Here is a 12472-nt window from a genome sequence, read left to right as displayed (position 1 = left end):
AGCAGCTCGGTGATGTCCGTGTAGGCGGTGTCCACCCCCAGCGACTCGGCCAGGCGGGCGGCGGCACCGTCCACGGGATCAGCCACGGCCGCGAGACGAGCGTTGGGAATGGCGCGGGCGATGAGCTGGGCATGGCTGGAGCCGATGCGGCCGGCACCGATCAAACCGACGTTCAAGGTGCGCGAGTCGAACACGAGCTGCTCCTTCAAGAGAGGTCTACGGGGCGAGAACAGGCCAGAACGGATCATGAACAGTTGTCCTGACAAATCCCTTGGCAGAAACTGTAGTACGTATTAGTGTGAGCGGCAACACATTGCATGGGGTTATTTGTAGGTGCGCATCGAGGCGCGGGGGCCCTGCCGAGAGAGGAGCATTTTCATGACCGCACGACGTGTTTCCGCCCCGTCCCGTCGGTGGGCATCCCGGTGACGGCTAGCCGGAGCTGCGCTGCTGGTTCCCGCTCTGGCCCTGGCCGGCTGCTCGTCGCAGGGCGGGCGTACGCCCGCCGCGGCCGAGGGGGCGGGCGGCCAGGTGGCCCAGACCGAGCCGATGAAGATCGCCATGGTCACCCACGCCGCGCCCGGCGACACCTTCTGGGACACCATCCGCAAGGGGGCGGAGGAGGCCTCGGCCAAGAACAACGTGGAGTTCCTCTACGCCTCCGATCCCGAGGGCGGCCGGCAAGCCCAGCTGGTGCAGCAGTACATCGATCAGGGCGTCGACGGCATCGCCGTGACTCTGGCCAAGCCCGACGCGATGCGCGATGTGCTGGCCCGGGCGGAGGAGGCCGGGATCCCGGTGGTGACCCTCAACGCCGGGGAGAACGAGTTCGAGGAGCTCGGCGCGTTCGCGCACTTCGGGTCCGACGAGCAGCTGGCCGGGGAGGCCGCCGGTGAACGGCCCCGCCACGGGCAGTAGTCCACACACCACACAGAACAGGGATACGTATATGGCAATCATGACCGACCGCCTGGCCGCCGCCCCCATTTCGTGGGGGGTGTGTGAGGCCGAGGGCTGGGGATACCAATTGACCCCTGAACGGGTGCTGGCTGAGATGGCGGAACTGGAAATCTCCGCCACGGAGTTCGGGCCTGTCGGGTTCTTGCCCGTGGACCCCCAGGACCGCGCCCAAGCACTGCGGGACTACGGGCTCAGGGCAGTCGGCGGGTTCCTGCCGGTCGTCCTCCACGACCAGAACCACGACCCCATGCCTGCGGTCGAAGCCGAACTGGAGGCCTTCGAAGCTGCCGGAGCGCAGGTGCTGGTGCTGTCCGCCGACACCGGAGCCGTCTCCTACGACGACAAGCAGCAGATGCACGATCAGCAGTGGGCGGTCTTCGGGGCAAACCTGGAGCGAGTCGTCCGGCGGGCCGCTGAGCAGGGGATCACGGCTGTGCTGCACCCGCACGTGGGCACCATGATCGAGTCCGCCGCCGCGGTGGAACGGGTGCTCGAGGAGACCTCCGTCGATCTGTGCCTCGACACCGGGCACCTACTCATCGGCGGCACGAACCCGCTGGAGCTGGTGCGACAGCACGCCTCCCGCATCGGCCACGTCCACCTCAAAGACGTCGATGCCGAGATGGCCGGGCAAGTCGGACGCGGCGAGCTGGAGTTCACCGCCGGGGTCCGGCAAGAAATGTTCGTCCCCTTGGGTGCTGGGGATTGCCGGATTGCCGAGATCGTCGCCGAGCTCGAGGCCGTCGACTACCCGGGATGGTACGTCCTGGAACAGGACACCATGCTCTCCGGGCCACCACACGGTGTGGGACCGATGGCCAATGTCCGCGCCTCAGCGCAGTTCCTCCAGTCACTGCCACACACCAGCGCCGACGCCCGTCCTCGCTAAGCGGCAACACTCAGGTGCCCTGCGCACACAGATGGGCCTCACCGTCACCGGCGCCTACCGGTCGCGTCGGAACATCGACGGCAACCGCCCATCAACGCCGGCAGGCACCAGGGGCGGCCACCGGTGACAACGCCCGTGCGGAACATACCCTCGGCCCGTTCCCCACGGGCGTTGTCACCCCAGCATCCCTCCGATAGGCCGGACCGCCTCGACACCCATGGAACTGGCCGCGACCTGCCATGCCCAAAGATGCCGCAAGAACTGGTGGATGTGGACCCGGACCCATCACACAGATGCCGTCCGCGCCCGGTATCCGCTGATGTCCCCATCAATCCACGCGCTTCTGGAAGTCCACAATGTCTGCAACGTTGCCGCTGGCGATCGACAAAACCTCTCCTATTCCCCTCTATTACCAACTGGAGCTGGCCCTGAAGGAGGCCATCCGCAACGGAGTGCTAACCCCAGGCGTCAAGCTGGAGAAGGAAAGCGAGCTCGTCGCCCGACTGAACGTGTCACGGATCACGGTCAGGAAAGCCATCGACCACCTTGTTGCTGCCGGGTTGCTGGTACGTCAACCGCACGCCGGCACCTACGTCGCTGCTCCCAACCAGTCGGTGGCACCCACTCGCCCCACTCCACCACTCTTCCGTAACCGAAACCCGGAACCACCAGACCAATCGATACCGCAGTAACGGCGTCCTCGGCCCCCCAGGGCATCGGCTACAGGGTTAGTCCCTCCCGGGGTTTACATATGGCCGATTAGAGGCGTGCCGTGCTGGGATGGGGGATCTTGGAGTGCGTCGCTGGTCAGTCTCCGACTGACCTATCCCGCGTGATCGTGGGCTGGGTGCAGGTCCACTATGCGGCCCCCAACAGTTACAGTGAATTTCATGGATGTCATGGATGCTCCGAGAGTCCAAGCCCTGCACGCCCTTCACGTGCTGGACACTCCCCGGGAGGAGCGCTACGACCGGGTGGTGCGCCTGGCCCAGGAGGTCTTCGGGGTGAAGGCCGCCGCGGTGAACCTCCTCGACGCGGACCGGCAGTGGACCAAGGCCGAGGTCGGCCTGGACGGGGCGGGCAACTGCGACCGCGAGCAGTCGTTCTGCACCTACACGATCCAGCGGCCCGAGGCGTTGGTGATCGAAGACGCCGCCGTCGATGCGCGGTTTGCGGCCAACCCGTTCGTGGTGGGGGACCCGCACATCCGTTTCTACGCCGGGCACCCGCTGCGGGCCCCGGGCGGGGAGCGGGTGGGCACGCTGTGCCTGACCGACCCCGCCCCCCGGGAGCTGGACGCCCGAGAGCGGCGGATCCTGGCGGAGATGGCCGGGTGGGTGGAGCGGGAGCTGGCGGCCCAGCACGAGATCGACCGGGCCGGGCAGATCCAGCGGGCGCTGATGCCGGCCACCGCCCCCCGGTTGCCCGGCTATGAGCTGGCCGCCCGGTGCACCCCGGCCCGGGACCTGGGCGGGGACTTCTACGACTGGTACCTGCTGGGGGAGGACCTCCAGCTGCACGTGGCCGATGTGATGGGCAAGGGCATCCCGGCGGCCCTGGTGGCCGCCTCGGTGCGCGCGGTGCTGCACGGGGCGTCCCGGTACAACGACCCGCAGGAGACGATCAACCGGGTCGGGGCGGCGGCGGAGAAGATGCTGGCCGACACCGCCACCTTCGTCACCGTCTTCTCCGCCCGCCTGCACCCGGCCACCGGGGCGGTGACCTACGTCGACGCCGGGCACGGACTGGCCGTGATCTTCGACCCCTACGGCGATTTCCGCCGGCTGCTCTCCTCCGGGCCCCCGCTGGGAGCGGTGTCGGGCACCACCTGGGACGCCCACTTTGAGACCTTGGCACCGGGGGAGACCCTCCTGGTGGTCTCCGACGGGTTCCTCGACTACTTCCCCGACATCCCTACCGCGGTGGCCAAGGCCGGTGAGGTGGCCCGGACCAGCGCCACCGTCCAGGAGCTGGTCGCCCGCCTCACCGCCTACGCCCTGGCCCACGGGCTCGAGGACGACGCCACCGCCCTGGCCCTGCGCCGCCTCGACCCGGTGCACCGGGACTGAAGCCAGCCCTGCCCGCGGCACGCACCACCGCGAGGCGCCCGGGCCCCAGGGCTCATGCTGAAGGACCGACGCCGAGGCGTCCTACTCGGGCGCGCACCCCAGATGTGTGATGGACCATCGGGATGAGGGGTTCTGAGGTTAGTCGGGGCTGAGTTCCCGGGCGGCCTGGTCGAGCAGCTGCCGCTGGTGCCGGGGCAGGTCCAGTGCCTGGTGCAGGTAGGCGTCGATCTCGAGCTGGCCGGCGTGACCGCCGAGGCTGAAGTAGCGCCACCAGAGTTGGCCGACGGCGATGTCCGCCTCGGTGATGGTGCGGTGCAGCAGCCGGGCCTGCCCGGCGATGGGCTCCTCGAGCACGGGGTGGCCCCTCCATGACGAGGCCGCGGCGGGCCTCAGTGTGAAGTAGGTGGCCGACTGCTTGACCACCTCCGTCATACCAGAGAGTAATCCCGCGAGGGAGGCGACTGCCCATTGTGACCGGTTACGAACGCATGCCCGGAGGACGGCTCCGCGGCGGCGGCGATGTCCGCAGGTGCGGGGCGGGGATCCCCCTAAGTGCGGGTAGATCCCCGGACCCCATGCGTTCACCATGAGAAACCTGATGTATCTGGGGGGGATCAGATGTTTGGTGATGCATGCGCAAGCCGGTCGGAGGGCGCCGGGACGGTCCAGCGGTTGTCGGTGCGGGTCTTGGGATCGTTGGAGGTGCGCCGGGGGGAGGACGTGCTGACGGCCAATGAGCTGGGTGGGCCGCGTCAGCGTCAGGTCCTGGAGATCCTGCTGCTGTCCCCGGGGGTACCGGTGTCCAAGCACCGGCTGCTGGATCTGGTGTGGGGGGAGGCGGCCCCGCCCGGTGCGATGGGGACCCTGGAGAGCTATGTCAGCGTCCTGCGCCGCCACCTCCAGCCCGGCCAGCCCCGGACGGGGCCGCTGAAGACCACCAACGGGGGCTACCTCATGGACACCTCCCTGGTCGAGGTGGACCTGCACCGCTTCGACTCCCTGCTGGGCGCAGCCCGGAGCTCACCCGCGCCAACGGCTTACCGGCTGCTGGGTCAGGCCCTGGGCACCGCCTCGGCACCGCTGCTGGAGAACGAACTGGGTTGTGAGTGGGCCCAGTCCCAGCGCGATGTGCACGCCACCCACGTGCGAGAGGCGCGTCTGCTGGCCGCCGAAGCGGCCCTGGAGCTGGGACGGGCAGAGGAGGCGATCGCCCACGCCCGGGCCGTGCTGGAACAGGAGTTCCTGGAGGAGCGGGCCTGGACGGTACTGGTGCTGGGGCTGGAGGCCACCGGCCGGGCGGTGGAGGGATTACAGGCCTACGACCGGTGCCGGCGGCTGTTGCACCGGGAGCTGGGCTGCGCCCCGGGGGCGGCACTGGGCGGCGCGCACCGGCGGCTGCTGCAGGCCACCGCCGGTCAGGACGACGATCTGGCCCAAGCCGTCTCGGCGCTGCTGGTGCTGCACGGGCACCTCCACGACTCCGCACCCGCGGTCGATCGGGTGCCCAGGGTCCTGGATTCGCGAGCCCGCCAGGAGGCGGCCACGGTGCTTGAGGCCTTCCTCGGACGCACCCTCAGCCTCGCCTCCTGAGCTCGGAGCCCCCAGAGGTTCCTCTGTCCGGTGGGCGCCGTGGCCAGTTCACCAGTTCCGCCGACGTCTTGAAAGGACTCCCTGATGGCTCGTTTGTTCGACAACCCGATGATGCTGCTGATCCTCCTGTTGGTGGTCGTGATGCTCTTCGGGGCCCCGAGGCTGCCCGGTATGGCCCGCAGTCCCGGCCAGTCGCTGCGCATCTTCCACTCCGAGGTCCGTGAATTGCGCCAGGACGGCCCGATCGGCAGCCCCCGCGGGAACGACATAAAGGAGCTGTAGGTGCAGGGGCTCACCCGCAGGGGCGCACTCCGGATCTGATCATGGACAGGCCCCAAGGGACAGGAGGACGAAAGGGGGAGACCGCAGCATTGATCGGCAGCGGCACTGCTCCGCCCACCGTGCCTGGAAGGACGAGGTGGTGGCCGGAGTGCTAAGAGATTCCGATGGACCTGTTCACTGATGCTTTCGAGTCCTCACAGGCCGAGGTAGAGGCGCGGATCGAGCAGATCCTTGACGCTGTCAGGACTAAGGACTTCGACCGCTTGGCGTCCTACCACCTGGTGGGTCCGAAGTTCTCGAACTTCGACGACGTCGAGCCGCTGGAGCGTCAGGACGGGCAGACCAGCATGCGCTTGGAGGCCGAACAGTTCGCCGGGATGGAGAACTTCCACGGCCGCTTCGAGGACGTGAAGATCGATGTGTTCGGCCCCGTGGCGATCATGACCGGGATCTTGGTATGGGACTGCACGATCGCGGGGAATGCCCTATCGGGCCGTACTCGCTCCACCATGGTGTTCGTGGACAAGGACGAACAGTGGCTCATCACCCACGAGCACCACTCCCCGTTCCCTATCAGCCACTGAGGGTCAGCAGCACGCGGCCAGAACTACGACTAGCAACAACAGGCTCTCTGGGCTGTGTCGCCCGTAGAGCCCGCCACCGGTCCCGAGAAACCGGCAGGAACGCCCGCTGCCGCCGCAATGTGTCCCTCCAGCAACCTTGAGGTGTTGAGGGTCGACTACTGGCATCGCTGCGGATAGGCCCAGCACCGACTGTCAATGCTGGATCGCTCACTGCGGTCCCCGGCGGAAAACTGGAACTGTGCTCAGGTGTCGCGGTCCGTGAGGACGTACCGGTACTTCACCGTTCCGCCAGCAGCACCAGGTGTGTGGAGCGAAAATGCACAGCACTGGTCATGGCGGCGGCAGTGCGGGCGTGGGGTGGTCAGCGGATGAACGGGCCGTTGGCCTTCATCCAGGCCTTGAGCCACTGCTCCAGTTCATCGGCGTGCCAGTCCGGGGCGTGGACTTGCAGCGCGTCAGGGGCGCTCCTGAGCACCGAGTCGATCCCGCGCAGTCGGGCGAGCTCGTGGGCCATGCGCTCGACCAGTCGGGAGTGGCGCTCGGCAATGTCCGCGTGCACGCCGACGTCGAAGGACCCCGGTTCGGCCACGACGTGCACGGGGAAGTCCTGCGGGCCGTCAACGGCGTGCGGGCTGGTGCGCAGATCGGTGATGACACTGCCCGCGTACTGCTCCATTTCGGTGGCGTGCAGGGATTTCTCCCCGCGTTTGAGCCGCAGCATCCCGCCCAGCGGCAGGGTCGGAACGTAGACCTGATGGCCGCGCCCGATGAGCACCGGGTGGTGGTGCAGGTGGTGGCGCGCGTCCTCCGGTGACCCCAGGCCCCACCGGGCGTTGGGAGCCCCGGTGATGATCACGGTGGCGAGGTAGGAGACCAGCCCGTCGAGCAGGACGTTCATCGTCGCGGACGGGATCCGCACCCCGGTCACGGAGTGCCGGGCCCATGAGGGCCACCGCTCCCGGGGCAGCACCGGCACCCCTAGAGCGGGGTCGGCGGCGAGCTCGGTGCGCCGGCCGGTGATCCAAGTCCACAACGGTGTGAGAGAGGCCGGGGAGGCGTCCAGTAGCGTGCCCGGATCCATGCCGTGGTCGGTGAGCTCGGCGTGCAGGCGCTCCAGTGCGGCGGGGCGTTCGGTGAGGAACTCCTCGAGGGCGGCGGAGGCCTGCTGGACGGTCATCAGCCGGTAGGGGGTGAACGGCATGGCAAGGTCCTGTCAGGGTCGGGCTCCGTCCCGTCGAACGCAGGACCAGGGTGGAGCAGAATCATCCTGATGCGCGAGATGGGATCCAGATTCCCATACCATAGCCGGGGACCGGCCACGGTCCCCGAGTGCGCGCGGTGCTACCGGGGCAGGTGACGCTGCAACCACAGGGTGCACCACATCTTCAACCGCAGCTCGTCCCAGTCCGCGACGTCCACGACCAGGGCGGCCGGCCCGTAGCGGTGGACCGAGGCGACACCGTCGCGGTCGCACAGCTCGGCCATCAAATGCTCCACCAGCCCCGGGTGGGCGGCCGGGATGTCCTCGCGCAGTCCGACGTCGAAGCAGTCGAGCTCGGCGACCACGGTCACCAGCGGCTCCTCGAGGGCGGCGGCTTCCGGGCCGTCCCCGTGCAGGGCGGCGATAGTGCGACGGGTGTGGGCGAGCATCTCGGTCCCGCTCATCGGGTCCCGTCCGTGGGCGGACTGATAGATGCTGTAGAGCGGGAGGGCCGGGAGGAAGACCTGGTGGTGGTCTGAGGCCAGCACCGGGTAGTTCAGCAGCGGGTGATCGGCCATGATGTGCTCACCCACCTGCCAGATCGCCTGCGGGGCAGCGTCGAGGAGGACCTGCCCGAGATAGGTGACGAAGCCGTCGACGAGGACGATCGTCTCGGCCGGCGGGTGCGGGTCCACCAGCCGGCCATGCCGGGCCCAGGACGGCCAGGAGGACCGGGACGGGTCATCGGTGAGGGAACGAGGGTCCAGGCCCAGCCGGCCGGCCCGGGCGTTGATCCACGACCACAACGGGGACACGGAGTAGACCGACCCGTCGAGCATCCTGTCGGGCTCCCGGCCCTGACCGGCCAGAGCCGTGCGCAGACGGTCCAGCGCCGGGGCGCGTTCGGCCAGATAGGCATCCAGCGCGTCGGCGGCCTGCTGCGCTGTCATCAACTCGTACGGCTGATTTCCCATGGGTGTGACCCTACTTCCGGGGCGCGCTTCGGGCGGAGCAGGCGATGCGCTTTGTGGACAGAGGCAATGGGGCCATCATCGGCGGGAGAGGCCGCCACTCACCATGGGTTTCCAGCTGGAAGCGTTGAAGACAAGGATGCGCTGGAAATTCCTGTAGTCATCAAACGGGCGCCGCGGTAGCGCCCAGCACGGGGGTGAATCACTTGTGGGGTGCTCGCCGGAGGCAGGCCGTCACGACGAGCATCGCGCCCCAGGTGCTTTGCATATGGCCGGGTACCGGCCACTTTCCACGAGAGCGACGTTGCAGGAGGGGTTCCCCTCACGTGCGTCTGGTCATGTGTTCGGTGGGCGTCATCGAGCAACGGTGCGGTCACGAACCCGTCCCGGTGCTCAGGGCGCCGGGTGGTTGCGGCCGATACTGACCGGGTAGCTGTTGCGGCTATCCCTGGTGTGGCACGCGCACTTTTGAGGTGTCAGAGGCCTTGTGCTGCTGCGTGCGGGGCAGAAACGATGGTGCCTAGGAGGCCCGGGATGATCTCCGCTGCTGATGTGGAGGACCTGACCGGTCGGGTCCGCGGCCCGGTACTGGTCCCGCAGGATGAGGGGTACGCCCAGGAGGTGACGGGATTCAACCTCGCCGGGGTGGCCCGCCCGGAGGTGGTGGTGGGCGCGACGGGCACCGAGGACGTGGTGGCCGCCATCGGGTGGGCGTCCGCCCACGGGTGCCCGGTCGGGGTCCAGGCCACCGGCCACGGGGCGGATGAGCCCATGGAGGGTGGGCTGTTGATCACCACCACCCGGATGCAAGAGGTGGAGGTGGACCCCGGGCGACGCACCGCCCGGGTCGGGGCCGGGGTCCGGTGGCGCAGCGTGCTGGCAGCCAGTCTCCCGCACGGGCTGATCGGGCTCAACGGGTCCTCCACCGACGTCGGGGTCATCGGCTACACCCTGGCCGGGGGCCTGCCGGTCCTGGGCCGCACCTTCGGCTGGGCCGCCGACCGCATCCGGGCCGCCGAACTGGTCACCCCCGACGGGGTGTTGCACCACCTCGACGCCGACCACGAACCGGAGCTGTTTGCGCTGTTGCGCGGTGGCAAGGGCAACCTGGGGGTGGTGACCTCCCTGAGCTTCGAACTGGTGCCCCTGCAGGCCTTCTACGGTGGGGGCATCTTCTACCCCGGGGCTGATGCCCACCAGGTGCTGGACGCCTTCAGCACCTGGGCCCCGGCCCTGCCCCCGCAGGCCAACACGTCCATCGCCTTGCTGCGTCTACCCGATATGCCGATGGTGCCCGACCCGTTGCGCGGGCAGTTCCTGGTGCACCTGCGCTTCGCCTGGGCCGGGGACCCCGAGGACGGGGCGCAGTCCCTGGCCCCGATGCGGGCGGTCTCCCACCCGGTGCTGGACACGGCCGGACCGATGGACTACCGCGACGTCGATCGGATCGACATGGACCCGACCGACCCGGTCCCGCTGTTCCACACCGGGGGCTTTCTGGCTGCCTTCAACATCAGTACCGTCGAGGACCTGCTGGCCGTGGCCGGGCCCGGGGCCGACTTCCCTGTTGTGGCCGTGGAGATCGTCCAGATGGGGGCTGCCTTCGCCCGCCCCGCGTCAGTGCCCGACGCGGTGCACGGGCGCGAGGCGGCCTGCTTCCTCGGGGTCATCGCCCTGCTCGTGCCCCCGGTGGCCCAGGCAGTGCCGGCGGCGGTGGGCACGCTGCTGGAAGCCATGGCACCGCACGCCCCGTCCGGGGTGTTCGTCAACCACTACGGGTTCCCACCCACCGAGGCCGAACGCGCCCGGGCCTGGCCGGCCGAGGCCTACACCCGGCTCGTACAAACCAAGACCGCCCTGGACCCCCAGAACCTGCTGCGCTACCAGCACGTCGTAGGCCAAGGACACCGCTGAACCCGGCGGCGAAGGCCCCTCCCCACCGATGGCCCGTAATGGGTGCGCGGGACCATTGTCGGCAGATGAACCGCCCACGTCTCACGACAGAGGCGTTGCATGGGAGATTCCGCTTTCGGGCTGACTGCACGTCGCTGAACGCCGTTCACGCCGACGCTCAGGTCCGCTGACGAGCGTCGCAGTACGGGTTCACCATGCCGTGCGCGGCACCGGGCGACCCCTGATGTTCACCCGTGCACCGCTTCCCGGCCACGGACCGCGTCTCTACTATCGATGGTGGACGACCGATGGGGCGCGTCACGCCCCGGGAGGTCCCTTCCGGGAAGTCTGCTTACCAGGAGGTCTACACCCATGAGCGTCCTGAGCACTTTCACCCAGACCGAGCCCGTCTCCGCAACGGGATCGTGTGCGGCGCAGCCTCCTGCCCGGTTGCGCCGTTATCGGATGCTCGCGGATCAACCGGGTCTGAAGCTGCGCGCCGGTGAGATGGTGCTGTGCATCGACTACGAGTACGCCCCGCATCAGGCGGTCGTGCCGGTGCGCTGCGAGGCCGATGACTACGCCCCTGGTGCGTTGCTGGCGCGGGCGGATGTGGAGTTTTTGGAGCAGTCCGACGAGGTGTTCGGTGCGATGTCCTGGGGTAAGCCCGGAGGCCGGTCCTGATCTCAGCTCCCTCGAAACGGTGCTTCACGTAATGCACCGCAGACACTGAGGAATCTGAGCGCCCCGGGCTTTACGTATGGCTCCTTAGTGGCCACTTCCCGTGAGAGCGTCGTTGCGGTAGGGGTTCCTGCGCGAACATCCCGGCCATGTGCTGGACAGCTGGCCGCTGCCAGCCGAGTGATTTCGTACTAGAGCACCAGCTGACGGCACGCTAGTTTGGGGCCGACCCCAAAGCGGAGGAGAGCCCCGTGGGCACGGTGGTCCTGTACAGCTCGGTGTCGGTGGACGGCTTCATCGCGGATGCCAGTGATGGCCTGCGGCGACATTGAATCCACTAGCGCTACTGGCCAGACGGTGCGGCAGCGCTACTCAGGCGCCTTGGCGTAGTTCGTGGCCCCGTACCAGTCGACCGTGACGACGGTTTCATCGCCGACCACCCAAGCGTCATGGCCCTGGGGAAGGCTGGTGACGTCCCCGGGGCCTGCGACGAACTCGGTTCCATCATCCATCCGGATCGCCAGTCGCCCGGAGACGTGGTACTGAAAGTGCGGGGCTTCGCAGCTGTCGGTGCCGGCGATCGGTTTGACGTCATTTGACCAGCGCCACCCCGGCTCCAGAGTCAACCGGCCGATCGTACCGTCACCCATATTCAAGATCTCCGCCTTACCGTGCGGAAAAGTGCGGGTCTCGCTGGGTTGGCCAAAGCTCTCGTGTCCCACGGTGTCCATGGTCCCCACTTCCCCTCACAATGTGCCCTATATCACAATGTTGATCCGCTGGGAAGGTAGGGTCAAGCGTTGCGTCGAGATTCAGCGTTCCGCGGTCGTGCGGTCCGGACGGCTGCGGGAACGTGGGTAGCGCTGCCGGGCAACGGTGCTGAAGTGTGGCTTCGAGCACCCGTCGTGCGCGTGGGTCGCTCGGGTGGAGGCACAGCTGCAAGCACGCCGACGCGCGCGGCAGTCACTGGGGATTATCCCAAGTCAATGGTCTCAAAGGCACCGACGGGCACAGTGGGCGCGTACGCTGCGTTAGGCCTCGGGGAGCGCCCAATCCGTTCCATTTTACGTATGGCGGATTAGAGGTCGTCCTTCAGCGCGACGATCATAGAGCGACTGATGTTGGGGGATGACGACAGATCTTGGACGAGGATGACGACAGATCTTGGACGAGATAGTTCGTCCAATACGGTTTTCCGGCGACTCCTGTTGGTCGGCGGCCTCGACGGGACCGGCGGAGGGCGGCGCGGGTAGCTTCACCATCATGGAGTGACCATGGCCATCCGGTACAGGCGGACGGTAGCGTCAGTACCCTGGCGAATGGGCGAGTTGTCGCCAGTCCTGATCGTCGGA

14 protein-coding genes are annotated in these 12472 nt (G+C 68.0%); 9 read left to right on the top strand and 5 right to left on the bottom strand.

Translation table 11 applies throughout. The features are described from left to right. Positions 1-209 (bottom strand): Gfo/Idh/MocA family oxidoreductase (locus ACYVM4_RS08270; protein WP_460668212.1); only part of this gene is annotated, 209 nt, incomplete at its 3' end. 322 nt (positions 210-531) lie between these two features. Between ACYVM4_RS08270 and ACYVM4_RS08265 the strand changes: the two genes are divergently transcribed. The 4 genes from ACYVM4_RS08265 (at position 532) to ACYVM4_RS08250 (ending at position 3918) form a co-directional block, all read left to right on the top strand. After that, positions 532-918: a substrate-binding domain-containing protein gene (locus ACYVM4_RS08265; protein WP_460668211.1), complete on the top strand. Its 387-nt coding sequence runs from the start codon at positions 532-534 to the stop codon at positions 916-918. 31 nt (positions 919-949) lie between these two features. Further along, on the top strand, positions 950-1849 hold the full coding sequence (locus tag ACYVM4_RS08260; protein ID WP_460668210.1) for a TIM barrel protein: 900 nt from the start codon (positions 950-952) through the stop codon (positions 1847-1849). A 356-nt stretch (positions 1850-2205) separates the two neighbouring features. Then, a complete protein-coding gene (locus ACYVM4_RS08255) occupies positions 2206-2541 on the top strand; it encodes a GntR family transcriptional regulator (RefSeq protein WP_460668209.1) in 336 nt (111 codons plus the stop codon). Positions 2542-2748: 207 nt separating this feature from the next. Further along, positions 2749-3918, top strand: a complete 1170-nt coding sequence (locus ACYVM4_RS08250) for a PP2C family protein-serine/threonine phosphatase (RefSeq protein ID WP_460668208.1) — start codon at positions 2749-2751, stop codon at positions 3916-3918. A 138-nt stretch (positions 3919-4056) separates the two neighbouring features. On the opposite strand, the gene ACYVM4_RS08245 is transcribed toward ACYVM4_RS08250, so the two are convergent. After that, positions 4057-4350 carry a hypothetical protein gene (locus tag ACYVM4_RS08245; protein WP_460668207.1) on the bottom strand — a complete coding sequence of 98 codons (294 nt, stop codon included), beginning with the start codon at positions 4348-4350 and terminating at the stop codon, positions 4057-4059. Positions 4351-4638: 288 nt separating this feature from the next. Here ACYVM4_RS08245 and ACYVM4_RS08240 point away from each other — a divergent pair, with 288 nt between their 5' ends. From ACYVM4_RS08240 to ACYVM4_RS08230, 3 genes are all read left to right on the top strand, one after another. Further along, positions 4639-5508, top strand: coding sequence for an AfsR/SARP family transcriptional regulator (locus ACYVM4_RS08240; protein WP_460668206.1), 870 nt, complete (start codon positions 4639-4641; stop codon positions 5506-5508). An 84-nt stretch (positions 5509-5592) separates the two neighbouring features. Continuing rightward, complete coding sequence (locus ACYVM4_RS08235) at positions 5593-5790, top strand: twin-arginine translocase TatA/TatE family subunit (protein WP_368823405.1); 198 nt, start codon at positions 5593-5595, stop codon at positions 5788-5790. A 164-nt stretch (positions 5791-5954) separates the two neighbouring features. Beyond that, on the top strand, positions 5955-6374 hold the full coding sequence (locus tag ACYVM4_RS08230; RefSeq protein ID WP_460668205.1) for a nuclear transport factor 2 family protein: 420 nt from the start codon (positions 5955-5957) through the stop codon (positions 6372-6374). A 361-nt stretch (positions 6375-6735) separates the two neighbouring features. Here ACYVM4_RS08230 and ACYVM4_RS08225 read toward each other — a convergent pair whose 3' ends face one another. Together ACYVM4_RS08225 and ACYVM4_RS08220 are read right to left on the bottom strand one after the other, a co-directional pair. Further along, on the bottom strand, positions 6736-7575 hold the full coding sequence (locus ACYVM4_RS08225) for a hypothetical protein (RefSeq protein WP_460668204.1): 840 nt from the start codon (positions 7573-7575) through the stop codon (positions 6736-6738). A 140-nt stretch (positions 7576-7715) separates the two neighbouring features. Next, the gene (locus ACYVM4_RS08220; RefSeq protein WP_460668203.1) at positions 7716-8549 is read right to left on the bottom strand and encodes a hypothetical protein; all 834 of its coding nucleotides are present in this window, start codon (positions 8547-8549) and stop codon (positions 7716-7718) included. Between the two features lie 531 nt (positions 8550-9080). On the opposite strand from ACYVM4_RS08220, the gene ACYVM4_RS08215 reads away from it, so the two are divergent. Further along, positions 9081-10460, top strand: coding sequence for an FAD-binding oxidoreductase (locus ACYVM4_RS08215; protein WP_460668202.1), 1380 nt, complete (start codon positions 9081-9083; stop codon positions 10458-10460). A 351-nt stretch (positions 10461-10811) separates the two neighbouring features. Continuing rightward, positions 10812-11123 carry a hypothetical protein gene (locus ACYVM4_RS08210; RefSeq protein WP_460668201.1) on the top strand — a complete coding sequence of 104 codons (312 nt, stop codon included), beginning with the start codon at positions 10812-10814 and terminating at the stop codon, positions 11121-11123. Between the two features lie 365 nt (positions 11124-11488). On the opposite strand, the gene ACYVM4_RS08205 is transcribed toward ACYVM4_RS08210, so the two are convergent. Beyond that, entirely contained in the window at positions 11489-11851 is a 363-nt protein-coding gene (locus ACYVM4_RS08205) for a cupin domain-containing protein (RefSeq protein WP_460668200.1), read from the bottom strand. Between the last annotated feature and the right edge of the window lie 621 nt (positions 11852-12472).

It is taken from the genome of Kocuria himachalensis (assembly GCF_054784195.1).
Note: the sequence above shows the minus strand (reverse complement) of the source record. Positions and strands in the feature narration are given on the sequence as shown.

Excerpts from the sequence above, each read along its gene's own strand:
- ACYVM4_RS08250 (WP_460668208.1), top strand. The coding sequence starts at position 2,749 with ATGGATGCTCCGAGAGTCCAAGCCCTGCACGCCCTTCACGTGCTGGAC.
- ACYVM4_RS08235 (WP_368823405.1), top strand. The coding sequence starts at position 5,593 with ATGGCTCGTTTGTTCGACAACCCGATGATGCTGCTGATCCTCCTGTTG.
- ACYVM4_RS08260 (WP_460668210.1), top strand. The coding sequence starts at position 950 with ATGGCAATCATGACCGACCGCCTGGCCGCCGCCCCCATTTCGTGGGGG.
- ACYVM4_RS08225 (WP_460668204.1), bottom strand. The coding sequence starts at position 7,575 with ATGCCGTTCACCCCCTACCGGCTGATGACCGTCCAGCAGGCCTCCGCC.
- ACYVM4_RS08255 (WP_460668209.1), top strand. The coding sequence starts at position 2,206 with ATGTCTGCAACGTTGCCGCTGGCGATCGACAAAACCTCTCCTATTCCC.
- ACYVM4_RS08245 (WP_460668207.1), bottom strand. The coding sequence starts at position 4,350 with ATGACGGAGGTGGTCAAGCAGTCGGCCACCTACTTCACACTGAGGCCC.
- ACYVM4_RS08215 (WP_460668202.1), top strand. The coding sequence starts at position 9,081 with ATGATCTCCGCTGCTGATGTGGAGGACCTGACCGGTCGGGTCCGCGGC.
- ACYVM4_RS08210 (WP_460668201.1), top strand. The coding sequence starts at position 10,812 with ATGAGCGTCCTGAGCACTTTCACCCAGACCGAGCCCGTCTCCGCAACG.
- ACYVM4_RS08220 (WP_460668203.1), bottom strand. The coding sequence starts at position 8,549 with ATGGGAAATCAGCCGTACGAGTTGATGACAGCGCAGCAGGCCGCCGAC.
- ACYVM4_RS08230 (WP_460668205.1), top strand. The coding sequence starts at position 5,955 with ATGGACCTGTTCACTGATGCTTTCGAGTCCTCACAGGCCGAGGTAGAG.
- ACYVM4_RS08205 (WP_460668200.1), bottom strand. The coding sequence starts at position 11,851 with ATGGACACCGTGGGACACGAGAGCTTTGGCCAACCCAGCGAGACCCGC.